Origin of the sequence: Hymenobacter coccineus, assembly GCF_001816125.1 — a bacterium.
Classification (GTDB): Bacteria; Bacteroidota; Bacteroidia; order Cytophagales; family Hymenobacteraceae; genus Hymenobacter; species Hymenobacter coccineus.
Genome location: NZ_MDZA01000312.1, coordinates 58,904 through 81,917, shown reverse-complemented (window position 1 = coordinate 81,917; position 23,014 = coordinate 58,904). Strand labels below are relative to the sequence as shown.

The 23,014-nt window shown below is 61.1% G+C and carries 14 protein-coding genes and 2 pseudogenes; 12 read left to right on the top strand and 4 right to left on the bottom strand.

Annotated elements, in window-relative coordinates; genetic code table 11:
* The 11 genes and pseudogenes from BEN49_RS28685 to ftsZ all read left to right on the top strand — a co-directional run.
* On the top strand, positions 1 to 785 hold a 785-nt coding region (locus BEN49_RS28685), incomplete at its 5' end, for an FtsL-like putative cell division protein (RefSeq protein WP_204376138.1).
* Positions 782 to 3,238 carry a PASTA domain-containing penicillin-binding protein gene (locus BEN49_RS16500; RefSeq protein WP_094123180.1) on the top strand — a complete coding sequence of 819 codons (2,457 nt, stop codon included), beginning with the start codon at positions 782 to 784 and terminating at the stop codon, positions 3,236 to 3,238. The genes BEN49_RS28685 and BEN49_RS16500, both read left to right, overlap by 4 nt.
* Before the next feature lie 48 nt (positions 3,239 to 3,286).
* Positions 3,287 to 4,754, top strand: a pseudogene (locus BEN49_RS16495) (UDP-N-acetylmuramoyl-L-alanyl-D-glutamate--2,6-diaminopimelate ligase).
* 135 nt (positions 4,755 to 4,889) lie between these two features.
* Positions 4,890 to 6,110, top strand: coding sequence for a phospho-N-acetylmuramoyl-pentapeptide-transferase (mraY, locus tag BEN49_RS16490; protein WP_070745227.1), 1,221 nt, complete (start codon positions 4,890 to 4,892; stop codon positions 6,108 to 6,110).
* A 2-nt stretch (positions 6,111 to 6,112) separates the two neighbouring features.
* Positions 6,113 to 7,483 (top strand): UDP-N-acetylmuramoyl-L-alanine--D-glutamate ligase, encoded by a 1,371-nt coding sequence (gene murD, locus BEN49_RS16485; protein ID WP_070745224.1) that lies wholly within the window; start codon positions 6,113 to 6,115, stop codon positions 7,481 to 7,483.
* A 39-nt stretch (positions 7,484 to 7,522) separates the two neighbouring features.
* Positions 7,523 to 8,724: pseudogene (locus BEN49_RS16480) on the top strand (FtsW/RodA/SpoVE family cell cycle protein).
* 18 nt (positions 8,725 to 8,742) lie between these two features.
* The gene (gene murG, locus BEN49_RS16475) at positions 8,743 to 9,843 is read left to right on the top strand and encodes an undecaprenyldiphospho-muramoylpentapeptide beta-N-acetylglucosaminyltransferase (RefSeq protein WP_070745222.1); all 1,101 of its coding nucleotides are present in this window, start codon (positions 8,743 to 8,745) and stop codon (positions 9,841 to 9,843) included.
* 69 nt (positions 9,844 to 9,912) lie between these two features.
* Positions 9,913 to 11,313, top strand: coding sequence for a UDP-N-acetylmuramate--L-alanine ligase (gene murC, locus BEN49_RS16470; RefSeq protein ID WP_083326188.1), 1,401 nt, complete (start codon positions 9,913 to 9,915; stop codon positions 11,311 to 11,313).
* Between the two features lie 109 nt (positions 11,314 to 11,422).
* Positions 11,423 to 12,181, top strand: coding sequence for a cell division protein FtsQ/DivIB (locus BEN49_RS16465; RefSeq protein ID WP_070745220.1), 759 nt, complete (start codon positions 11,423 to 11,425; stop codon positions 12,179 to 12,181).
* Between the two features lie 84 nt (positions 12,182 to 12,265).
* Positions 12,266 to 13,657: a cell division protein FtsA gene (gene ftsA, locus BEN49_RS16460; RefSeq protein ID WP_070745217.1), complete on the top strand. Its 1,392-nt coding sequence runs from the start codon at positions 12,266 to 12,268 to the stop codon at positions 13,655 to 13,657.
* A 116-nt stretch (positions 13,658 to 13,773) separates the two neighbouring features.
* Complete coding sequence (gene ftsZ, locus BEN49_RS16455) at positions 13,774 to 15,237, top strand: cell division protein FtsZ (RefSeq protein ID WP_070745215.1); 1,464 nt, start codon at positions 13,774 to 13,776, stop codon at positions 15,235 to 15,237.
* Between the two features lie 130 nt (positions 15,238 to 15,367).
* Here the strand turns inward: ftsZ and BEN49_RS16450 are convergent, their stop codons facing one another.
* From BEN49_RS16450 to BEN49_RS16435, 4 genes are all read right to left on the bottom strand, one after another.
* A complete protein-coding gene (locus BEN49_RS16450; RefSeq protein WP_070745212.1) occupies positions 15,368 to 15,895 on the bottom strand; it encodes an NADPH-dependent FMN reductase in 528 nt (175 codons plus the stop codon).
* 173 nt (positions 15,896 to 16,068) lie between these two features.
* On the bottom strand, positions 16,069 to 16,824 hold the full coding sequence (locus BEN49_RS16445; RefSeq protein WP_070745258.1) for a succinate dehydrogenase/fumarate reductase iron-sulfur subunit: 756 nt from the start codon (positions 16,822 to 16,824) through the stop codon (positions 16,069 to 16,071).
* 136 nt (positions 16,825 to 16,960) lie between these two features.
* Positions 16,961 to 18,895, bottom strand: a complete 1,935-nt coding sequence (locus BEN49_RS16440) for a fumarate reductase/succinate dehydrogenase flavoprotein subunit (RefSeq protein ID WP_070745209.1) — start codon at positions 18,893 to 18,895, stop codon at positions 16,961 to 16,963.
* Positions 18,896 to 18,897: 2 nt separating this feature from the next.
* Positions 18,898 to 19,653 carry a succinate dehydrogenase cytochrome b subunit gene (locus tag BEN49_RS16435; RefSeq protein WP_070745206.1) on the bottom strand — a complete coding sequence of 252 codons (756 nt, stop codon included), beginning with the start codon at positions 19,651 to 19,653 and terminating at the stop codon, positions 18,898 to 18,900.
* A gap of 1,037 nt (positions 19,654 to 20,690) precedes the next feature.
* On the opposite strand from BEN49_RS16435, the gene BEN49_RS16430 reads away from it, so the two are divergent.
* Entirely contained in the window at positions 20,691 to 22,781 is a 2,091-nt protein-coding gene (locus tag BEN49_RS16430) for a T9SS type B sorting domain-containing protein (protein ID WP_158022975.1), read from the top strand.
* The last annotated feature ends 233 nt before the right edge of the window (positions 22,782 to 23,014 follow it).

The following is a 23,014-nucleotide window of genomic DNA, read 5'->3' as shown; positions in this document are numbered from 1 at the left end:
CCGGAGCCCCGTGGCCCCCAAAAGCCCCGCGGTGGAGGCCCCCACGCCCCCCGCCCGGCCCGGCCCCGAGCGCCCCGCCGCGCCCCGAGCGCGTGCCCCGCACCTGGAGCCTGTTCTCGGTCTTCGACCGGATGACGAACGTGGATGGGCTCTTCCGCGAGGGCCTGCCGGTGCGCTACCTGCCGCACCTGCTGTTCGTGATGTTTCTCACGCTGCTCTACATCGGCAACACGCACTACGGCAACCGCATGAGCCGCAGCATCCAGCGCCTCAAGCAGGAAACCGAGGACCTGCGCGCCGACTACACCACCCTAAAATCGGACTACATGGAGGCCAGTAAGCAGAGCGAGGTGGCCCGCAAAGTAGCGGCCTTCGGGCTGGTCGAAAGCTCCTCGCCGCCCTTCCGCATTCAGGTGCCGGCCGGCCACCTCGACGCCGCCGCCCTGGAGCTAATGCCCGTGCTGACGGCCGATACGCTGGCCGCCCGCGCCGGCCGCGACTCGCTGGCCGCCCAGCGGGCCGATGCCTTGGCCGGCCGCCGCCGCTACGTCAACTCGGGCACCGATGGCGAACCGGAAATTGCCGCCGCTATTCCGGAAGATTCTCTCGCCGCCGCGGCGCCAGTGCCTGCGCGCCGGGCCCCTAAAGTGCTGATGGAGAAGCCTAAAGCCAAAGCAGCGGGCAAGCCCGTCAATAAGAAATCAGTTAAAAAAGGTACAAAGAGTACAACCAAGCACAAGAAAGAAGCGGCTCGTACCCAACCCACTACTTTCCCCCGTCGATGAAAGGCAGCGTTAAAAAGTCAATTGTGACGCGGGTGCGGCTGGCCTTTTTGGGGGTGGCCGTTTTCTCGGGCCTTATCCTGTGGAAAGCCACGCGCATCCAATTTCAGGAGGGTGCCAAGTGGCGGGCCCTGGAGCAGGAGCGGCGCATCAGCTACCAGCCGGTGCCGGCCACGCGGGGCAATATTTTCTCCGACAACGAGAGCATCATGGCCACCTCGCTGCCCTTTTACCGGGTGGCCTGGGACCCAGCCGTGGTGGACGAAGCCGTGTTTCAGGCCGGGGTCGATTCGCTGGCCTGGCAGCTGTCGCACTTCTTCGGCGACCGCACCAAGCAGGAGTACAAGCGGCGCCTCACCAACGCCCGTCGGTCCAAGGAGCCGGCCGTGCGCTACATCCGCCTGAATTCGCGCCAGATCAATTTCCAGGAAAAAAAGCTGCTGGCCCAGTGGCCCATTTTCCGCGCCAAGCGCAACCGCGGGGGCGCTATTTTTGAGAAAGTGGACAAGCGGTTCCGGCCGTTTGGGGGCCTGGCGCAGCGCACGGTGGGCTTCGTGAACGAGCAGCAGCACGGTGCGGGCCTGGAGTTCACCTTCGAGCCCAGCCTGGCGGGCAAGGCCGGCGAGGCACTGTTTGAGCGGGTGCCGGGCGGCGTGAAACCCCTCTACGACGGCACTGAAATCAAGCCCCAGCCGGGCTACGACATCAAAACCACGCTCGATATCAACTTGCAGGACGTGGCCGAAAATGCCCTCTACAAGTCGCTGGTTGATAACAACGCCCAGTATGGCTGCGTGATTCTGATGGAAGTGGCGACCGGCGAAATCAAGGCCGTGGCCAACCTGGGCCGCGCCGCTGACGATACCTATAAGGAAGACTACAACTACGCCTTCGCCGACCAGGGCCGCACCGAGCCGGGCTCGACGTTCAAGCTGGCCTCGATGATGGCCCTGATGGAGGCGTACCCCAACATCACGCTCGACGACGTGGTGGACACGGGCCCCGGGCGCATGTCCATTGGCGGCGCCGTGAAGACCGACTCGCACCCCAACGGCCGCATCACGGTGCAGCAGGTGTTCGAGAAATCGAGCAACATCGGGGTGGCGCGGCTGGTACAGGAGCACTTCGCCGCCAACCCTTCGCAGTACACCAACTACCTCAAGAAATTCGGGCTCGACAAGCCGCTGGGCTTCCAAATGAGTGGCGAGGCGTTGCCCTACGTGAAGGACCCCACCGACCGCAGTTGGAGCCGCACCTCGCTCTCGACCATGAGCATCGGCTATGAGTTGAAGCTGGCCCCGCTGCAAACGCTGGCCTTCTACAACGCCGTGGCCAACAACGGCGTGAAGGTGGCCCCCATGATCGTCAAGCAAATCAAGCAGGCCGACCAAGTGGTGCAGGAGTTTGCGCCCCGGGTGCTGATTCCGAAGATCTGTTCTGACAACACATTGCGCAAGCTGAAGGCCATGCTGGAAGGCGTGGTGGCCGAGGGCACCGCCAGCCGCATCCGGCCGAAGGATTACACCATCGCCGGCAAAACGGGCACGGCCTGGAAGTTCAAAAACGGCCACTACACCAGAACGTACTCGACCAGCTTCTGCGGCTACTTCCCGGCCGACAAGCCCAAGTACAGCTGCATCGTGGTGATTGACTCGCCCAGCCGCGGCCGCGTGTATGGCGGCGACGTGGCCGCTCCGGTATTCCGCGAAGTGGCCGACAAGTGCATGGCCCGCGACCTGCTCAGCCAGCGCCCGCTGCTGGCCAAGGCCCGCCTGAACAAGAGCCGCGTGCCGCTGGTGCGCGCCGGCATGCAGGATGAGTTGGCCCTTGTCTGCCAGAAGCTGGGCCTGGCCGGCAACACCCAGGCCACCGGCGGCGAGGAGTGGGTGCGGGGCGCGTCCGATACGGCGTTCCACGCTCGCACCGTGGCCCTGGTGGTGAACCCCGTGCGCGCCGGCCGCGTGCCCAACGCCCAGGGCCTGAGCCTGCGCGACGCCCTGTTTTTGCTTGAGAACCGGGGCCTGCACGTGCGGGCCCTGGGCACGGGCCGCGTGCGCGCCCAAAGCCTGGCCGCCGGGGCCCCCTACAAACGCGGCGACGCCATCACCCTTACGCTGGTGGAAACGGGGCCCCGCGACGATGCCCCCCGCGCCCTGCCCGAGCCCGAGCACACCGACCTGGAGGAGAACATCCTGCTGGTGCCCACGGAAGCCGGATTGGTAACCACCAAGGCTTCGCTTAGCAAGGCCAAAGCCGCGGCTCCCAAGGGGGCCCCCGCCAAACCCAAAGCGGAGGCCAAAGCCAAAGTGGAAGCGAAGCCCGCCGCCAAGCCTACTGCCAAGCCTACTGCCAGGCCCAAGGCCGTTGATGCCAAGCCAAAATCCGACGCTAAAGCCAAACCCGCCAAAAACCGCCTGGCCGCCGACAAGCCCCAAAAACCGGCGCGCAACGCCTAACCTGTTTCCTCGACCCTGAAGCCCCGCGGCCCCGCGGTTTTGCCCTTGATTTCTCTCCCGCTCTTTTCCTTGCTCGCCGATGTGGCCTTGCTCCAGCAGCAGGGCCCCGCCGACGTGCCCATCACCGGCCTCACCCTCGACTCGCGGGAGGCGGGCCCCGGGGTGGCGTTTTGCGCCCTGCGCGGCACGGCCACCGATGGCCACAGGTTCATCGAAACCGCTGTGGCCCAAGGCGCGGCGCGTCATCTGCGAGGAGCTGCCGGCCGTACTAAACCCCGGCACCGCCTATGTGCAGGTAGCCGACAGCGCCGGGGCCCTGGGCCTGGTAGCGGCGGCCTTCCACGGGCACCCATCGCGCCAGCTTAAGCTGATTGGGGTGACGGGTACCAACGGCAAAACTACCTGCGCCACGCTGCTGCACAAGTTGCTGCGCGAGCTGGGCTACCACGCCGGCCTGCTGAGCACGGTGCAAAACCAGATCGACGAAACCGTCGTCCCCGCTACCCACACTACCCCCGACGCCATCCGGCTGAACGCGCTGCTGGCCCGCATGGTGGACGCCGGCTGTACCCACGCCTGCATGGAGGTGAGCAGCCACGCTGTGGCCCAGCACCGCGTGACGGGCCTGCGCTTCGCCGGTGGCGTGTTCACCAACCTCACCCACGACCACCTCGACTACCACGGCACGTTCGATAACTACCTGAAAGCCAAGAAGGGCTTCTTCGACGCGCTGCCCAAAACGGCCTTTGCCCTCACCAACGCCGACGACAAGCGGGGCCCCGTGATGCTGCAAAATACCGCCGCCCGCCGCGAAACCTATTCGCTGCGCGGAGCCGCCACGTTCCGGGCCCGGCTCATTGCCAACGAGGTGCACGGCTTGTTCTTGGAAATCGACGGCCGCGAGGTGCAGTTCCGGCTCATCGGGGTGTTCAACGCCTATAATTTGCTGGCCGTGTACGGGGCCGCTGTGCTGCTAGGCGAAGACCCTACGGAGGTGCTCACCATCCTCTCGGGCCTGAACACAGCCCCCGGCCGCTTCGAGCCGGTGGTGTCGCCCCAGCAGTTTATCACGGCGGTGGTGGACTACGCCCACACGCCCGACGCCCTGGAAAACGTGCTCCAAACCCTGCACCAGATCCGCCGGCCTGAACAGCGCATCGTGACGGTGGTGGGCTGCGGCGGCAACCGCGACGCCGCCAAGCGCCCCGTGATGGCCGCCCTCGCCGCTCGCTTCTCCGACCAAGTAGTCCTGACCTCCGACAATCCGCGCTTCGAGGACCCGCTTGAAATACTGGCCCAGATGCAGGCCGGCGTGCTGGCGCCCGACGCGGCCCGCGTGCGCACCCTACCCGACCGCCACGCCGCTATCCAAGCCGCCCTTGTCTGGGCGGGGCCCCACGACATTGTGCTGGTGGCCGGCAAAGGCCACGAAAACTACCAGGACGTGCAGGGCGTGAAAACCCACTTCGACGACAAGGAGGTTCTGCTCGAATTATTTGAAACTTTGAACAAGTAATATTTGAACGTCATGCTGAGCGCAGCCGAAGCATCTCTACTGCGGCAATAATCATTAAATAGTGAGCGTGCGAGATGCTTCGGCTACGCTCAGCATGACGTTCAATTTTCGCTTAAGTCCCCGGTTTAATTGCCCATGCTCTATTACTTCTTCCGCTACCTCCACGACCATTTTCACGTGCCCGGCACCGGGGTGTTTCAGTACACCACGTTCCGGGCCGGTTTGGCGGTGGTGATTTCGCTGCTCATTGCCCAGATTTTTGGCGGACGCCTCATCCGCTTGCTCCAGAAGAAGCAGGTGGGCGAGAGCATCCGCGACCTGGGCTTGCAGGGCCAGAACGAGAAAAAAGGCACCCCCACCATGGGCGGCCTCATCATTTTGCTGGCCATTCTGGTGCCCGTGCTGCTGCTGGCCCGGTTGCGCAACATCTACATTATCCTCATGCTGATAAGCACGGTGTGGCTCGGGCTAATTGGCTTTCTGGACGACTACATCAAGGTGTTCCGCAAGAACAAGGAGGGCCTGAGCGGGCGCTTCAAGGTGCTGGGCCAGGTGGGGCTGGGCCTCACGGTGGGCTGGGTGCTGTTCTTCTCGAATGAGGTGACCGTGCGCCAGTACCTGCTGCCCAATGGGGCCCTGTCGGAAGTGGATGCCAGCAAAATCTACCATGACGTGCACCTGATGATTACCACCGTGCCGTTCATGAAGAACAACGAGCTGAACTACGGCGACTTATTCGCCACGGCCGGTTCGTTTTTCAACGGCCTCTACAGCCTTTTCTACATCCCCATCGTCATCTTCCTCATCACCGCCGTCAGCAACGGGGCCAACATTACCGACGGCCTCGACGGGCTGGCGGCCGGTACCTCGGCCATCATTGGCATCACGCTGGCCATTTTCGCTTTTGTGAGCGGTAATGCCCTGTTGGCTGATTACCTGGATGTTATGTTTATTCCAGATTCGGGCGAGCTGGTTATTTTCTGCACCGCCTTCGTGGGGGCCTGCATTGGGTTTTTGTGGTACAATTCGTACCCGGCGCAGGTATTCATGGGCGATACCGGCTCGCTGGCCCTGGGCGGCATCATCGCCGTGCTGGCCCTGATCGTGCGCAAAGAGCTGCTGATTCCCATTCTCTGCGGCGTGTTTCTGATTGAAAACCTGTCGGTTATTCTCCAAGTCAGCTACTTCAAATACACCAAGCGCAAGTACGGCGAAGGCCGCCGCATCCTGCGCATGTCGCCGCTGCACCACCACTACCAGAAGCTGGGCTACCACGAATCTAAAATCGTGTCGCGGTTCTGGATTGTGGGCATCATGCTGGCCGTCATCACCTTGGTTACCCTTAAGCTGCGCTAACTATGAACATTGTCATTCTGGGCGCGGCCGAAAGTGGGGTAGGGGCGGCGCTCTTGGCGCAGGCCAAGGGCCACGCCGTATTCGTGTCCGACCGCGGCGCCATTCTGGCCAGCTACCGCGAGAAGCTGGTTCAGGCCGGCATCGAATTCGAAGAAAACCAGCACACGCTGGCCCGGGTGCTGGCCGCCGACGAAGTAATCAAAAGTCCCGGCATTCCGGAGAAAGCGCCGGTCATCCAGGCCCTGCGCGAGCAGAAAACGCCGATTATCTCCGAAATTGAATTTGCGGGCCGCTACACCAAAGCCAAGTGCATTTGCATTACCGGCACCAACGGCAAAACCACGACCACGCTGCTCACCTATCACTTGCTGCACGAGGCCGGCCTGAAGGTGGGCCTGGGCGGCAACGTGGGCCGCAGCTTTGCCGAGCAGGTCATTGCCGATGAGCACGACTACTACGTGCTGGAAATCAGTAGTTTCCAGCTTGATGATACGCACGAGTTTCGGCCCTGGGTTGCCGTGCTGCTCAACATCACCCCCGACCACCTCGACCGCTACAACTACTCGCTGAGCGAGTACGCCCACGCCAAGCTGCGCATCGCCCGCAAGCAGGACAGCAGCGGCTACTTCATTTACAACGCCGACGACGAGAACATCACGCGCTACTTCCAAGCGGCGCTACGGCCGGTGATGAAAATGCCGTTTGGCCTGGAGCACCGGGCCGACCTGCACTTGGCGGGCTACTACAAAGCGGCCACGCAGCTCTGCGTGGATTTGCTGCCCGGCTATTATAGTAAAACGGAAACCATCAGCACGGCGCAGTCGCCGCTCATTGGTGAGCACAACCGCCAGAACGTGCTGGCGGCCGCGCTGGCCGCGCGCGTGGCGGGCATTAGCATCGCTCAGATTGAAGGAGCCCTGGCTACCTTCCGCAACGCCGACCACCGCTTACAGGCGGTGGGCGAGGTTGCCGGCGTGGAGTACATCAACGACAGCAAAGCCACCAACGTGGAAGCCGCTTGGTACGCCCTGGAAGGCGTCAAAACCAAAATCGTGTGGATTGCTGGGGGCACCGACAAGGGCAACGACTACTCGCCGCTTGTGGACTTGGCCCGCCAGAAAGTTAGGGCCCTGGTGTGCCTGGGCGTGGACAATGCCAAGCTGCGCGCCGCGTTTGAGGGCGTGGTGCCGCACGTGGAGGAAACCCAACTCATGGCCGACGCCGTGGCGCGCGCTGGGGCCCTGGCGCAACCCGGCGACGTGGTGCTGCTCTCGCCCTGCTGCGCCAGTTTCGACCTGTTTAAGAACTACGAAGACCGCGGCCAGCAATTTGCCACCGCTGTGCAGGAATTAGCTTCAGCTAAGCCTGCGTAATCAATTACAATCCGCGATAATCTGCAAAATCTGCGATTTATGGAATCCACTTTTCGGCCCAACTGGCTCCAGCGCAACCTCAAGGGGGACCCCATTCTGTGGGCCATTGTGCTCATTTTCTCCGTCATCAGCATCGCTGTGGTCTACTCGGCTACCGGCACGTTGGCCTACCGCAACGAGCTGCGCGGCCGGCCCGGCTCGGCAGAAATGATTGTGCTCAAGCACAGCGGCCTCATCTTCATGGGATTGGCCCTGATGTGGCTGGCGCACCGCGTCGATTACCGCCACTACTCGCGGCTGTCGCTCTACGCGCTGCTCATTTCGGTGCCGCTGCTGCTGTTCACTTTTTTCGTGGGCGGCACCACCCTCAACGACGCCTCGCGCTGGCTCACCATCCCGGTAATCCACCTCACCTTCCAGCCCTCCGACCTGGCCAAACTGGCCCTGATTTCGCACCTGGCCAGCATGCTCAGCCGCCGCCAGCAGCACCTGCACGACTTCAAGTCCACGCTGCTGCCGGTGATGCTGTGGGTGGGCGTCATCTGCGGTCTCATCATTCTCAGTAACGCGTCCACGGCCCTGTTGCTGTTTGCCACCTGCATGCTGCTGATGTTCATCGGGCGCGTGCCGCTCAAGCAAATGGCCGTGATGGTGGCCATCGGCGTGGTGCTGGGCGGCGCGGGCCTGGCCGCCGGCCAGCGCCTGGGCACCGTGATGTCGCGCGTGTCGAGCTTCTCCGACCCTAATAAGAAGACGCCGTTCCAGCTGGAACACAGCTACATCGCCATTGCCACCGGTGCGTGGCTGGCAAGGGCCCCGGCAAAAGCACCGAGCGCAACATCCTGCCCCACCCTTACTCCGACTTCATTTTCGCCATCATCATCGAGGAATACGGCCTGCTGGGCGGGGGCGTGGTGGTGCTGCTCTACTTAGCCTTGCTGTACCGGGGCCTTAAAACGGTGATGAACAGCTACGGTGCCTTTGGGGGCCTGCTTTCGGCGGGCCTCAGCTTCAGCCTAGTGTTGCAAGCGCTGGTGAACATGGGCGTGGCCGTGGGCCTGGGCCCCATCACGGGTTTGCCGCTGCCGCTGCTGAGCATGGGCGGCACTTCGCTAATTTTTACCGGTATTAGCATCGGCATTATCCTGGCCGTGAGCCGGGGCGAGCCCGAAATTCGGCCCGTCGTGGGGTCTGACCCCGACGCGCCGCGCATCCCGCGCCAAAACCCGTCGTATGCGTAGTTTTTCCTTCGTTTCGGCATGAGCAATCCCTTGCGAATCATCATCAGCGGCGGCGGCACCGGCGGGCACATTTTCCCGGCCGTGGCCATTGCCAACGAGCTGCGCCGCCGCCACCCCGACGCGGCCATCCTCTTTGTGGGCGCCAACGGCCGCATGGAAATGACGCGCGTGCCCGAGGCCGGCTACGACATCGTGGGCCTCGACATTAGTGGCCTGCAACGCCGCCTCACGCCCCAAAACCTGCTGTTTCCGGTGAAGGTGTTCCGCTCGGTGCGCCGGGCCGGCAAGCTCATCGAGGAGTTCTTGCCCGATGCCGTGGTGGGCGTGGGAGGCTACGCCTCGGCGCCAGTGCTGCTGGCCGCCGCCAGCCGCGCCATCCCGTCGCTCATCCAGGAGCAAAACTCCTACGCGGGCTTGGTCAATAAGCTGCTGGGCCGCCGGGTGGCGCGCATTTGCGTGGCCTACGAGGGCATGGAGAAGTTCTTCCCCGCCGATAAAGTGGTGCTGACGGGCAACCCCGTGCGGGCCGAAATTGTGGGCGGCGACCGGGCCGAAGCCCTGGCGTTTTTTGGCCTCGACCCGGCTAAGAAAACGCTGCTGGTGGTGGGCGGCAGCCTGGGGGCCCGGACCCTCAACCTGGCCACAGCCGCCGCTCTGGCCCGCCTGCAAGCCGCGGGCGTGCAGCTGCTCTGGCAAACCGGCAAGCTCTATTACCCCGAGGCCAAGCAGCAAGCCGCGCCCTACGCCGCCGATGGTCTGTTTGCCCACGAGTTCATCCGGCGCATGGACCTGGCCTACGCCGCCGCCGACGTGGTGGTGAGCCGCGCCGGGGCCCTGTCGGTGAGCGAGCTGGCCCTGACCGGCAAGGCCTGCATTCTGGTGCCGTCGCCCAACGTGGCTGAGGACCACCAAACCAAAAACGCCCTGGCCCTAGTGGGCAAAGGTGCCGCCGTGCTCATCACCGACGCCCACGCCGCCGAGCGCCTCTACGACGAAGCCCTGCGCCTGCTGGCCGACGAGCCCCGCCAGCAGCAGTTGCAGGAACGGGTGCTTGAGCTGGCCCGGCCCGACGCCACCACGGCTATCGTCGACGAATTATTGAAATTAATTAAAAGTTGAAGCCGCTTCGTTTTAGCGAAACTTACTTTTCACTTCGCGAGACTTTGCGCGAGATTTATTAATTGCCCTTTGGACCAATTTCCGTACATTTTCTTTCTGGGCATTGGCGGTATCGGCATGTCGGCGCTGGCGCGGTGGTTTCGCGCCAACGGCCACCAAGTCAGTGGCTACGACAAAACCGAAACGCCGCTTACGCAAGCCCTGGAGGCCGAAGGAATTGCCGTGCATTATGCTGATGCGGTAGAAAACATTCCAACGGTGGTGCGGGAGAATAAGGCGCAAACGCTGGTGGTGCTCACGCCCGCCATTCCGGCCGATAGCCGCGAGTGGGCCTGGCTGCGCGCCGAGGGCTACGACATCCGCAAGCGCAGCCAGGTGCTGGGCGTGCTCACGCAGGGCCGGCGCACGATTGCGGTGGCCGGCACCCACGGCAAAACCACCACCAGCAGCATGGTGGCCCACCTGCTGCACCACGCCGGCCACGACGCCGGGGCCTTCCTGGGCGGCATAGCTGTGAACTTGGGCAGTAACCTGCTGCTGCCGCAGTCGCCCGGGGCCCCCGTGGTGGTGGAGGCCGACGAGTACGACCGCAGCTTCCTCACGCTACGCCCCGACGTGGCCATCGTGACCAGCACCGACGCCGACCACCTCGACATTTACGGCACCCAAGGGGCCCTGATTGAGTCGTTCCGGCAATTCGTGGGGCAAATCAAGCCCGGCGGCACGCTGCTCGTCAACCACACGGCCGACGCCAGCGTGGCCGCGGCCGCACCGGCTGGCACCCGCGTCATCCACTACGGGCTGGATGCTGCGCCGGGCCGCGAATTATTCGCCGCCGCCGTAACGGCCCAGGGGCACGAATTTCACTTCGACCTGCACGGGCCCCTGGGGGCCCTACCTGGCTTGGCGCTGGCCGTGCCCGGCTTCCACAACGTGGAGAATATGCTGGCCGCCGCCGCCGTGGCGCAAATTGAAGGCTTGGACGCGGCGCAAATCACGGCCGCCGTGGCCGCCTACCGGGGCGTGAAGCGGCGGTTTGAATTCGTGGCGACGGGCCCCCAGGGGCAGGTTTATTTGGACGACTACGCCCACCACCCACGCGAAATCGAGGCGTTCTTGCGTTCGGTGCGGGCGCTGTACCCGGGGCGGCAGCTGCGGGTGGTATTCCAGCCCCACTTGTTCACCCGTACCCGCGATTTTGCCGAAGGATTTGCCCAGAGTTTAAGTATTGCAGACGAAGTTATTCTGTTAGATATTTACCCTGCCCGTGAGTTGCCATTGCCCGGCGTCACGTCGGAAATTATCCTGGCCGGTATCACCAGCCCGCTTAAATCCATTCAAACCAAAACCCAGGTGCTGGCCGGGGCCCAAACTGATCCGCTCGAAGTGCTGGCCACGGTGGGCGCGGGCGACATTGATACCCTCGTGCCGGAATTAAAATCGATTTTTGCTGCGCGTTGGAAAAATTAATTAATTCGGCACCGACAAATGCTGACTTGATATAATTAAAATCATCATCCAATTTTCAAATCTCTTGGAGCATAATCAGTAACTTATTGCTTCAGTTTTCTCTGTAATCATGCACCGCACCGTTCGTAATTTCTCCGTTGTTTTTGTCTGCCTCCTGGTGCTGGGCGGGCTGGGCGTATTTGCGGCCGTGCGCCAGGCCCACCGGCCGGTGGGGGCCGTGGATGTGCGCATCGCCAACGAGTTTGATAATTACTTTATCAGCGAGCGGGGCGTGACGGCATTGCTCACCAAGGGCGGCCAGGAGCCGGTGCTGGGCACCCGTCCCGAGGGGCCCCGGCTGCGCGAGTTGGAAGCCCGCCTCGCTGCCCACCCGTTCGTGCGCACCGCCCAGGTGTACCGCGACCTGGCCGGTGATCTACACGCCGACGTGACCCAGAACCGCCCCATTGCCCGCCTTACGCACCCCGACGCCCGCCTCGATACCTACGTGGACGCCGCCGGCCGGCCGCTGCCACTCTCGCCGCTCTACACGGCGCGGGTGGCCACGGTGGCCCGGCCCGGTGGGGCGGCCCTACCGGCCGATTTTTTTCAGGACAGCACGGGGCAACGCTGCCTTGGGTTTCTTCGTTTCGTGGATGAACATCCCTTTTGGCGGGCGCAGGTGGCGGAGGTAATAATTGGGGCGGATGGCCGCTTATCTTTCACCCAACAGGTGGGCGACCAGCGCGTAGAATTCGGGCCCCCGGACAACATTCCCGATAAATTCGCTAAGCTTATGGTATTTTACCGCCAAATTCCATCAGTCCTCGGTTGGGACACCTACCACCGGGTGAATGTAGAGTACCAAAATCAAATCATCTGCGAATAGTAATTCGCTGATATATACTTACATTGGGCGCAGGTCCAGTATTTTTTTTACCCGCCCCAATTGCTTTCGCCAGGCACCTCTCTCATGCAACAGGATAAAATCGTCGTCGGGCTCGACATCGGCACCACAAAAATTTGCGCCCTGGTGGGCCGTAAAAACGAATTCGGCAAACTCGAAATTCTGGGCATGGGCAAAGCCGTGTCGGAAGGCGTTTCGCGGGGCATTGTGCTCAACATTGACAAGACAGTGGACGCCATCCGCCGGGCCATTCGGCAGGCTGAGGAGCAGTCGGGCATCAGCATCGGCGTGGTGAACGTGGGCATTGCCGGGCAGCACATCAAAAGCCTGCGTCACAACGGCAGCATCACCCGCAACTCGGCCGATACCATCGGGCCCGACGATGTGAACCGCCTCACCCAGGACATGTACCGGCTCGTGACGCAGCCCGGCTCGCAGATCATCCACGTAATGCCCCAGGATTACAAGGTGGACTACGAGGAGGGCATTGTGGACCCCGTGGGCTACGAGGGCGTGCGGTTGGAGGGCAACTTCCACATCATCACGGCCCAGAGCACGGCCATCAACAACATCAATAAGTGCGTGACCAAGGCGGGGTTGGAAATCGCTGACCTCATCCTGGAGCCGCTGGCCAGCTCCATGTCCATCCTCTCGGAGGAAGAGAAAGAGGCCGGCGTGGCCTTGATTGACATCGGGGGTGGTACCACCGACCTGGCTATCTTCAAGGATGGCATCATCCGCCACGCGGCGGTGCTGCCGTTCGGGGGCAACATCATCACCCAGGACATTAAGCAGGGCTGCAACGTGGCCCCCGGCCAAGCTGAACAGTTGAAGGTGAAGTTCGGCAAAGCTATTGCCGAGGAAGCCAGCGACCATGAAATCGTAAGCATCCCTGGCTTGCCCAACCGCCCGCCCAAGGAGGTTTCGCTGAAAAACCTGGCCTATATCATCGAGGCCCGGATGTCGGAAATTATGGAGCTGGTGTATGCCGAGATTTACCGCATGGGCCTGCACGACCAGCTTTCGGCCGGCATTGTGCTCACCGGCGGCGGCTCGCAGCTGCAAAACCTGGAGCAGCTCACCGAGTACATCACCGGTTTGGATACCCGCATCGGGTACCCGAACCAGCACCTGGGCAAGAGCCGCATCGAGGCCGTGAAGTCGCCGATGTATGCCACCACGGTGGGCCTCGTGCTATCGGGCTACCAGGGCCTGGAAGAGCGCAGCCCGCGCTCGTTGTTCGACGAGGAGCCCAGCGCCTATGTGGTGTCTCCCCCCGCGGCGATACCCGCTGTCCCAGCACCGCAGGCCACCTTGCCGGCGCGCCCGGCGGCAACCCCGGCCCCCGAGCCCAAAAAAGAGCCTAAGCAGCCCAGCCGCGCCGCCGGTTTCTTCAAGGACATTCTCAGCCGCACGAAAGGGCTGCTGATTGACGACTACGACGATAAATCTTACTAAATCATTTAACAATTATCATTTATCATTTAACAACTGACATTTTTATTTATGGGGGCCCACGGGTATCTGCGAGCGAAAATGTTAAATGTTAATTGCTAAATGTTAAATGAACCCATATGAATTACAAATTTGATATTCCTGCCCAAACCAAATCCATCATTAAAGTGATTGGGGTGGGCGGCGGTGGCTCCAACGCCGTGAAGCACATGCACAAGCAGGGCATCAAGGACGTGGAGTTTATCATTTGCAACACCGACCAGCAGGCACTGCAAAGCTCGACGGTGCCCAACAAGCTCCAAATTGGGGTGGATCTGACCGAGGGCCTCGGCGCGGGGGCCAAGCCCGAGCGTGGCCGCCAAGCTGCGCTGGAAAGTAAAGAGCAAATCCGCGAGCTGCTAAACCAGGGCACCAAGATGCTCTTCATCACGGCGGGCATGGGCGGCGGCACCGGTACCGGGGCCGCTCCGGTTATTGCGCAGGTAGCGCAGGAACTGGGCATCCTGACGGTGGGCATCGTGACGGCTCCTTTCCTGTTCGAAGGCAAGAAGAAGCGCTTGCAGGCTGAGGAGGGCATCAAGGAACTGAGCGCGCACTGCGACACGGTGCTGGTGATTCTCAATGACAAGCTGCCCCAGATTTATGGCAACCTGACGATGAGTGCCGCTTTTGCTAAGGCTGATACCGTGCTGACCACGGCCGCCAAGTCGATTGCCGAAATCATCACGGTGACGAGCGACGTGAACGTGGACTTTGAGGACGTGAAAACGACCATGAAGCAATCGGGCGCCGCCGTAATGGGTAGTAGCATCACAGATGGTGAAAACCGCGCCCGCCGCGCCGCTGAGGAGGCTTTGAACTCGCCGCTGCTCAATAATACTGATATCCACGGGGCCCAGAAAATCCTGCTCTCCATCATGTCGGGCATCGAGCACGAGCTGGAAATGGACGAGCTAACGGAAATCACTGAGTACATCCAGGATAAAGCCGGGCAGGATGCGGAGATGATTTTCGGCCACGGTGTGGACGAAACGCTGGGCCAGAGCATCCGGGTAACGGTGATTGCTACCGGCTTCGCCCGGGAGGCGCACACCATCACTACGCCCGGCCAGCGCCCAGCGGCCGAAGCTGCTTCTGAGGCAGAGCAGGCCACGCCTGCCAGCGCTGCTGGGGCCTCTGCTGCGCCGTTCGTGCCGAGCTTTGGGCCCCCTGCTGCTGAGCCGACCCGCGTGCACCTCACCTTGGATGGCCCGGGCCTGCCCGGCAATACGCCACCCCTCACCGGCCAGCCTATTACGGGACCCGGCGAGCCCGTGCTGCTGCCGGCCAACACGACCACTGCCCCCGCCCGCCCGCGCCCTATGGATGCCCAGGCCGAGGAGCGCCGCCGCCGCATGCAGGAGCTAAGCCATGGCTTGCCACCCGATGCCGTGACGCAGTACGAGGCCCCGGCTTACCTGCGCCGCCAGGTAAAACTAGAAACCGTAGTGCCCAGCTCAGAGCAGAATATCTCCCGCTTCAACCTATCAGACGACAACGAATTGCTTGGCGATAACCGCTTCCTGCACGACAACGTGGACTAATACGTTGCATTCATTAACAGCAAAGAAGCCCGCCTTGAATTGACTCAGGGCGGGCTTCTTTGCTGTTAGGTAACTCGCAACAATTTGGTAGACACCTTACTACGATACGATTGCCATAAGCCCGGCAAAGCTAAAACGCCAGCAGTGCCGCCGCTTGCTCGCGTAGTAATTCCATTAGCAACGGGGTAGCCAAATGGCCTTCAGCGGTAAGTTCTTTGTCGATGAAGGGAAGGCGTACGCGCTGGGGTAGTACGGCGGAGTTGAGGTACATCAGCACATCGGTGAGGTGGCTTAGGGCCAGGCTGCCGCCTTGGCTGCCGGTGCCCAGGCCCACCAGCGCGGCCTTTTTGCCGCGCAGGCCGCCGCGGTAGGGGAGGCCGTCGATGAATAATTTTAGGGCCCCGGGAAACGAGCAGTTGTATTCGGGCACGAAGAATACCACTTTGTCGCTGGCATTGAGGCCAGCGGCCAGGCGGTTGAAGGCTTCGTGCTTGCCCGTGTTGTGGTATAGGGTGCTCTCCAGCGCATCGGCGGGCAAATCGGCCAAATCCAGGAACTGGGTTTCGGCGCCCAGTGCGTGCAACAGAGATGCGTAGAGACTGGCCACGCGGCGGGCGCGGGAGTTGGGGCGGTTGGTGCTGACAATCAGGGTAATCAAAGCAAAAACGAATGATGAAGCAAAGGCCACCAGCTAAACCACTCCCGCTGCCGTTGGTTATGTGGCCGCGGCTAATGGGACGGTAAGAGACCAAAAATGGGGATAAGAAAAAATGGTCAACAAAAAAGGGCGCAACGGCTTAGCCGCTGCGCCCTTTTAAAAGGGACGAAAGCTTACGCCAAGTTGTTCGACGTGGCTTTGGCAGTTAAAAACTCGCGATTCAGGATAGCGATGTTTTCCAGCGAAATGCCCACCGGGCATTCAGCAGCGCAAGAACCGATGTTGGAGCAGGCTCCAAAGCCCTCGATGTCCATTTGGGCCACCATATTTTCAACGCGGGTTTTGCGCTCCACGTCGCCTTGGGGCAGTAGAGCCAGCTGCGATACTTTGGCCGATACGAACAGCATGGCCGAAGCATTTTTGCAAGCTGCCACGCACGCGCCACAGCCGATGCACGTAGCCGCCTCAAAGGCTCGGTCGGCAATGTCTTTCGGAATTGGAATCTCGTTGCCGTCGGGGGCCCCACCAGTGTTCACGCTCACGTAGCCACCGGCCTGGATGATGCGGTCAAAAGCTGAGCGGTCCACGCTCAGGTCTTTGTTGATCGGGAAGGAATTGGCCCGCCAGGGCTCGATGGTGATAGTGTCGCCATCCGAGAACTTACGCATGTGGAGCTGGCAAGTAGTAGTGCCCTTCTCCGGGCCGTGCGAGCGGCCGTTGATGAACAGGTCGCACGAACCGCAAATGCCTTCGCGGCAATCGTGGTCAAACGCCACGGGGTCTTCGCCCTTGTGCAGTAAGTCCTCGTTCAGCACGTCGAGCATCTCCAGGAACGACATTTCGGGCGAAATATCCTTTACCTGATACTCTACGATCTTTCCCTGCGCTTTGGGGCTGGGCTGCCGCCAAACATTCAGGGTCAGGTTCATTGGTTTAGCGTTGGGGTTGGAGCCGGCCATAGTTTTTGAATTAAAAATTATGAATTGAAAATTATGAATTGATACCTCGGTGTGTGGAGGTTTTCAAGACTCAATTTTTAATTCATAATTCATAATTTTTAATTGATTACTTGTAGCTGCGTTGGGTCAGCTTCACATTCTCGAATTGCAGCTCCTCCTTGTTGAGGCGCTCGGGCTGGTTCTCGCCCATAAACTCCCAAGCGGCCACGTAGGCGTAGTTTTCGTCGTCGCGCAGTGCCTCGCCTTCGGGGGTCTGGTACTCCTCGCGGAAGTGGCCACCGCAGCTTTCGTTCCGGTCAAGGGCGTCGTCTATCATTAACTCACCCAGTTCGATGAAATCCGCCACGCGGCCGGCTTTTTCCAGCGCCTGGTTCAGCTCCTCGCTGGTACCGGTCAGTTTCAGGTCCTGCCAGAACTCGCGCTTCAGCTTCTGAATTTCGGCTTTGGCATGGGTGAGGCCCTCGGCACTGCGGGCCATGCCGCAGTATTCCCACATGATGTGGCCCAGAACTTTATGGAACTGGTCGGGGGTACGGTTACCCTTTATGCTGAGCAGCTTGGCGGTACGTTCCTCCACTGCTTTGCCAGCCTCGGCAAAGGCAGGGTGGTTGGTGTCCACCGGCTTGGGGGCCGTCTTGGCGAGGTAATCACCAATGGTGTACGGAATCACGAAGTAGCCATCGGCCAAGCCCTGCATAAGGGCAGAGGCCCCGAGGCGGTTAGCACCGTGGTCAGAGAAGTTGCACTCACCAGCCGCGTAGAGGCCGGGCACGGTGGTTTGCAGGTTGTAATCAACCCATAGGCCGCCCATGGTATAGTGCACCGCCGGGTAGATACGCATTGGCAATTCATATGGGTTCTCGTCGGTGATTTTCTCGTACATCTCAAACAGGTTGCCGTACTTCTGGCTCACTGCTTCGGCGCTGGTGCGCTGGATGATGTCGGCAAAATCGAGGTACACGGCCAGGCCGGTGCTGCCCACGCCGCGGCCTTCGTCGCACATCTGCTTGGCGTTGCGCGAGGCTACGTCGCGCGGTACGAGGTTGCCAAAGGCGGGGTACTTGCGCTCCAAGAAGTAATCACGGTCGTCCTCTTTGAGGTCTTTTACCTTGATTTCGCCTTTACGCAGGCGCTCGGCCAGCTCCTTGGTTTTGGGTACCCACACGCGGCCGTCGTTACGCAGCGACTCCGACATCAGCGTCAGCTTCGACTGGTAATCGCCCGATACCGGGATGCAGGTGGGGTGAATCTGGGTGAAGCAGGGGTTGGCAAAGTACGCGCCCTTTTTATGGGCCCGCCAGGCGGCGGTTACGTTGCAATACATAGCATTCGTGCTCAGGTAGAACACGTTGCCGTAGCCGCCAGTGGCCAGCACTACTGCGTGAGCCGCGTGGTTCTCAATGGCACCCGTCAGCAGGTTACGGGTGACGATGCCGGCGGCTTTCCCATCAACTGTCACCAAATCCAGCATCTCAGAGCGGGTGTGCAGCTTCACTTTGCCGTAGGCTACCTGGCGGCTCAGGGCCGAATAGGCCCCCAGCAGCAACTGCTGCCCGGTCTGGCCGCGGGCGTAGAACGTGCGGCTCACCTGGGCCCCCCCAAAGGAGCGGTTGGCCAGCAGGCCGCCGTACTCGCGGGCAAAGGGCACGCCCTGGGCCACGCACTGGTCAATAATGCTGACCGATACCTGTGCTAAGCGGTACACGTTGGCCTCGCGGGAGCGATAGTCGCCACCCTTAATGGTGTCGTAGAACAGACGGAACACCGAGTCGCCGTCGTTCTGGTAGTTTTTGGCAGCGTTGATGCCGCCCTGGGCTGCGATGGAGTGGGCCCGGCGCGGCGAGTCGTGGTAGGTAAAGGCGTGGACGTTGTAGCCCAACTCGGCCAGCGATGCGGCGGCGGCAGCGCCAGCCAGGCCGGTGCCCACCACAATTACGTCGTACTTCCGCTTGTTGGCGGGGTTGACGAGTTTAACGTTGAACTTATGCTGGTCCCACTTCTCGGCTAGGGGGCCTTCGGGCGATTTTGATTCCAGAAACATAGTTATTTCAGGGCTAGCGTGAGGGAATGGACCAAGGGCGACACGGCCGAAGTAAGCTGGCCGTTATCGTCCGTAAATAAGAAAAAGTAGAGGGGCATCGCTGCAAAGGCCGCCGATACTACCACGGCAAAACCGTAGCCAACGGCCTTGATCAGCGGGGTGTACTTGCGGTGATTCAGGCCCAGCGTCTGGAAGCCCGAGCCGAAGCCGTGCCACAGGTGGTAGCCCAGCGAGAATTGCGCGGCCACATACAATAGCACGTACCACCACACGTGGAACGACGAAACGACGGCCATATAAAGGTTGTCGTAGTCACGTGTTTCAACGTCGGTACCGCCAATCTTGTCCAAGCCGCCGAAACGGGCGCGCCAGAAGAAGTTGTAGAGGTGGACGATGAGAAAGATGAGGATGAGGCTGCCCAGAATACCCATGTTGCGCGAAGTCCATTCCGAGTTTTGCTCCGAGTGGTTGGCCACGTATTTCTGGGGGCGGGCCCCCTGGTTGCGGCGCGTCAGCATCAGCGCTTCGTAGATGTGGAAGCCAAAACCCAACACCAGGCCCCACTCAATGGTGCGGATGATGGGGTTAGTACCCATGAAATGCGAATAAACGTTGAAGGCCGTGCCGCCATCGTGCTTGAAGAGCTGTAAATTGCCTACGAGGTGTACTACCAAAAACGTGCACAGAAACAGGCCCGTGAGGGACATGACAATTTTGCGCCCGATGCTACTGGAAAAAGTTTTGGAAATCCAACTCATAAAACGGTCCGCAGGGCGGAGAAATAGTAGGTTTGTGCTGCCCAAAGGTAGGGCCGAGGGGCTAAGCAGGCAAAAAAACCAGGCCTTTAGCCAACACGCATCGGAGGCAGTGAATTTATCAGGGGCCCCCGTCGTTGGCGGCGTTATGGGCTGCTTAGATAACCCGCAGAGGTAAAAAAAAGTTAGCTTAGCACACAGGTTTATTACGAGCCCGCGGCGGGACGGCCGGCGGGCCCCTCAATCACAACGAAACGGTTATGAAGGCACTTTCCGCGATTTGGTACAATTGGCAGTTGGCCATTATTGGGGCCCTGCTGGTACTGGGGGCCCTGCTGCCGGGTACAGCGCACGCCTCGCACATTCGCGCCGGTAATATTGAGTCGCGGGTGGATCCTGCCAACCCTAACCATATATTCTTTACACTAACTATTTACCAAGATCTAAATCCGAGTAGCGCGGACCAACCAACGGCTAAGTTGTATTTTGGCGATGGTACTGCTTCGGAAGAAGTGCCTCGGGTGCCTGGTACTGGCATTAGGAACACTATTCCCATCCCTGGTAATCCAGATACTGGCCTCAATATTTATTACTTTGAGCACACCTATCCCGCTGCCCAGTCTTATACGGTAAGTTTTATTGGGGAGAATCGCAACAGAAACATTCTGAATTTTATAGGAACGCAGTCAGATACGCAATCTTTTTACGTCAATTCGGTCATTCGAATAGACCCGGGACTCGGCCCAAACCACAGCCCGGTGTTGCGTACCCCAGCCGTGGACAAGGCTGGTCAAAATCAGGTGTTTTTGCATAATCCTGGGGCTTATGATGCCGATGGGGACTCGTTGGCTTTTAAGCTGCGCCCTAGCAGGCAAGCGCCGTCGCCGCCTAGTAACAATAGTCCTATACCAGCTGATATCGCAGGCTTTGTGTACCCGCAGGCAACGCCCGGGAACTCGGGGGCCCAGCAAGTGCCCTACAAGGGGGTGCCCGCATCCAATGGAGGGCCAACTGCAGGGCCAGCCATTTTTGTGCAGGATGTGCGCACGGGTCAGATTACCTGGAATGCCCCGCTACAAACTGGCTTCTACAACGTAGCCTTTACCGTGGAGGAGTGGCGCCGGAGCGAGTTTGGGGCCCGCCAGATCGGCTCGGTAGTCCGCGATATGCAAATTATCGTGGTAGCTACCAATAACCTGCGGCCCATTCTCACGATTCCGCCCGACTTGTGCGTGATTGCCGGTACCACCGTCACCGGCACTGTGACAGCGACCGATGGCACCGCCGCGGGCAGTGCCGCGCCCACGCCCATTACTTTGGATGCTTTTTCAGGGATTCTGCCGCCGGCCTTGTTCACGCAAGCGTCTAAGGGGCCCCCTACGGCCACCGGGACCTTCACGTGGGCCACCGATTGCAGCAACGTGGCCAAAGAGCCGTACTCGGTAGTTTTCCGGGCTCAGGATAGTCCGCCCACTCCTGATTTCCCACTAGTGGACGAGCAAGTGTGGCGCATCACCGTGGTGGGGCCCCCGCCCCAAAGCCTTCAAGCCACGCCCACTGGCAACCAGGTGACGCTGACCTGGAGCCGGTATATCTGCTCTAACGCCAGCTTCATCCGCATTTATCGCAAGGAGAATACGTCGGGCTTCAAGCCGGGGCCCTGCGACACGGGGATTCCGGCGAGTGCTGGCTACACGCTGATTGGCTCGGTAACAGCCGATTTATCGGCCTTTAAGGACGATAATGCCGGGCAGGGCTTAGCGCGGGGCAAAACGTATTGCTACCGCATCTACGCCGATTTCCCGTTGCCCGGGCTCGGGGCCAGCATTGCCTCGGCTGAGGCCTGCGCTACCATTGGCGGCTCATCGGCCCGCCTCAAGAACGTGGACGTGGACCAAACCAGCGCTACGGGCCAGATTACGGTGCGCTGGTCGCCGGCTAAGCTGACCACTACGCAGTTGCTGAACACGCCTTCGGGCTACCGCCTCTCGCGGGCCGTGGGCTTGGCGCCTGCCGCCACGGCCTACACGGTGGTGCGCGCCGCCCCGTTTGCCCTCACCGATTCGGTGTACATTGATACCAACGTCAACACCGCAGTCAACCAGTACACCTACAAGCTCGACCTGTTCTACGCCTCGTCGGCGGGCAGCACCACCGAAATTGTGGAGCCGGCCGGTACCGCCAGCAGCGTGCGCACCGCGCTGGTGCCCGACAGCCCCAACAAGCAGATTAACGTGAGCTGGACCTTCCAGACGCCCTGGGACAACACCCAGAAACCCACCTTGGTGTTCCGCAGCGGCGCGGCTGGGGGCCCCTTCGCGCAGGTTGGGTCGGTGACGTCGACCGCCGCTGGTGGCACCTTCGTGGACAAAGACCCAGCGCTGGTGAAGGGCAACACCTACTGTTACTACGTGCAGACCAACGGCCAGTACAACCCCACCGGCTACCTCAGCGAACTGCTCAACAAGAGCCAGATCATCTGCACCACGCTCACCGACCAGCCCTGCATACCCGTGCTGACGCTGGCCTTGGTGAACTGCGACAGCCTGGCCCGCAACCCGCCCGGCGACAACCAAACTTACGCCAACTCGCTGCGCTGGACCGCCAGTGCCTTGCCCACCGGTTGTAGCGCGCCCATTGCGTACTACCGCTTGTTCTACAGCGCCACGGCCACGGGGGCCCTCACGCTGCTCGACTCGACCAATACCATGAGCTACGTGCACCGCAACCTGCCCGAGCTGGGCGGCTGCTACGCCGTGCAGGCCGTGAGCACGGGGGGGCTGCGCAGCGCCCTCAGCAATGTGGTTTGCCAGAATAATTGCCCGTTCTTCATTCTGCCCAACATCTTCACGCCCAACGGCGACGGGGTGAACGAAATCTTCCAGCCCAAGTCGGCCAGCCCGTTGCGCAGCGTGCGCTTCAAGGCGTTCAACCGCTGGGGGGTGAAGGTTTTTGAGAGCACCACCACGTCGCGCATCTTCATCAACTGGGACGGCGGCGGGGCCGTGGGCGAGAGCGGCAGCAGCGGCAAGGTGTCGGATGGCCTGTACTATTACCTGGCCGAAGTGGAATTTGCCGACGCGGCCAACACGAAAATCACCTACAAAGGCTGGGTGCAGATTGTGCGCTAGGACCATCTATTAGGCTATTAGCTTTTGGCTGATGGCTGTTAGCTTTCTTCTTGACGGCAATTGAAAGCCGGGTGGCTCCTTACGGGAAGCTGCCCGGCTTTCGCTTTTTAGGGGCCCTGAGTTGTAAGGATGGGTACTTGTTCGGATAGCTTTTTAGGGCCCCCGGGGTGGCTGCTGGGGCCCCGGGCCGGCGGGGCCGATTTGGTGGGCCGCGGGGTTTTGTGCAGCTTGCG

Bases quoted from the DNA above. Each gene is read 5' to 3' on its own strand.
- BEN49_RS16500 (WP_094123180.1), top strand. From the start codon at position 782: ATGAAAGGCAGCGTTAAAAAGTCAATTGTGACGCGGGTGCGGCTGGCC.
- mraY (WP_070745227.1), top strand. From the start codon at position 4,890: ATGCTCTATTACTTCTTCCGCTACCTCCACGACCATTTTCACGTGCCC.
- murD (WP_070745224.1), top strand. From the start codon at position 6,113: ATGAACATTGTCATTCTGGGCGCGGCCGAAAGTGGGGTAGGGGCGGCG.
- murG (WP_070745222.1), top strand. From the start codon at position 8,743: ATGAGCAATCCCTTGCGAATCATCATCAGCGGCGGCGGCACCGGCGGG.
- BEN49_RS16465 (WP_070745220.1), top strand. From the start codon at position 11,423: ATGCACCGCACCGTTCGTAATTTCTCCGTTGTTTTTGTCTGCCTCCTG.
- ftsA (WP_070745217.1), top strand. From the start codon at position 12,266: ATGCAACAGGATAAAATCGTCGTCGGGCTCGACATCGGCACCACAAAA.
- ftsZ (WP_070745215.1), top strand. From the start codon at position 13,774: ATGAATTACAAATTTGATATTCCTGCCCAAACCAAATCCATCATTAAA.
- BEN49_RS16445 (WP_070745258.1), bottom strand. From the start codon at position 16,824: ATGAACCTGACCCTGAATGTTTGGCGGCAGCCCAGCCCCAAAGCGCAG.
- BEN49_RS16440 (WP_070745209.1), bottom strand. From the start codon at position 18,895: ATGTTTCTGGAATCAAAATCGCCCGAAGGCCCCCTAGCCGAGAAGTGG.
- BEN49_RS16435 (WP_070745206.1), bottom strand. From the start codon at position 19,653: ATGAGTTGGATTTCCAAAACTTTTTCCAGTAGCATCGGGCGCAAAATT.